Here is a 982-nt window from a genome sequence, read left to right as displayed (position 1 = left end):
GTTAAGTTTAAGGACGTTGCAGGTGCAGATGAAGAAAAGCAAGAGCTTGTCGAGGTTGTGGAATTCTTAAAGGATCCACGTAAATTCTCTGAGCTTGGTGCCCGTATCCCTAAAGGGGTTCTGCTTGTCGGACCTCCTGGTACAGGTAAAACATTATTGGCAAGAGCGGTTGCTGGAGAAGCTGGCGTACCATTCTTCTCTATCAGTGGTTCTGACTTTGTGGAAATGTTCGTTGGGGTCGGTGCATCCCGTGTACGTGACCTTTTCGAAAATGCGAAAAAGAACGCTCCATGTATCATTTTCATCGATGAGATCGATGCAGTAGGTCGCCAACGTGGCGCAGGCCTAGGTGGAGGTCATGATGAGCGTGAACAGACATTAAACCAATTGCTTGTTGAAATGGATGGTTTCGGAGCGAACGAAGGTATCATCATCGTTGCAGCAACGAACAGACCGGACATTCTTGACCCGGCATTATTGAGACCTGGTCGTTTTGACCGTCAAATCACGGTAGATCGCCCTGACTTGAAGGGCCGTGAAGCGGTACTGAAAGTTCATGCGAGAAATAAGCCTATTGATGATAGTATCAATATGAAGACGATTGCGATGCGTACCCCTGGATTCTCAGGGGCGGACCTTGAAAACTTGTTGAATGAAGCTGCACTTGTGGCTGCTAGACGCGACAAGAAGCATATTGATATGTTGGATATTGATGAAGCTATTGATAGAGTTATTGCTGGACCTGCTAAAAAGAGCAGAGTTATCTCCAAAAAAGAGCGCAATATTGTTGCCTATCATGAAGCAGGTCATACTATTATCGGTGTCGTGTTGGATGAAGCGGATACGGTGCATAAAGTTACGATCGTACCTCGTGGGCAGGCTGGCGGCTATGCGGTCATGCTTCCAAAAGAAGATCGTTACTTTATGACAAAACCAGAGCTATTAGATAAGATCACAGGTCTATTGGGTGGTCGTGTTGCAG

Annotated in this window: 1 protein-coding gene; it reads left to right on the top strand. The window is 46.4% G+C overall.

The window, feature by feature from the left end:
- The coding region (ftsH, locus tag M313_RS0116860) for an ATP-dependent zinc metalloprotease FtsH (protein ID WP_010197971.1) at positions 1–982 on the top strand (982 nt) is incomplete at both ends.

The sequence above is a fragment of the Bacillus sp. m3-13 genome (genome assembly GCF_000175075.1).
Classification (GTDB): domain Bacteria; phylum Bacillota; class Bacilli; order Bacillales; family Bacillaceae_I; genus Sutcliffiella_A; species Sutcliffiella_A horikoshii_C.
This window is presented reverse-complemented; position numbering and strand designations above follow the sequence as displayed.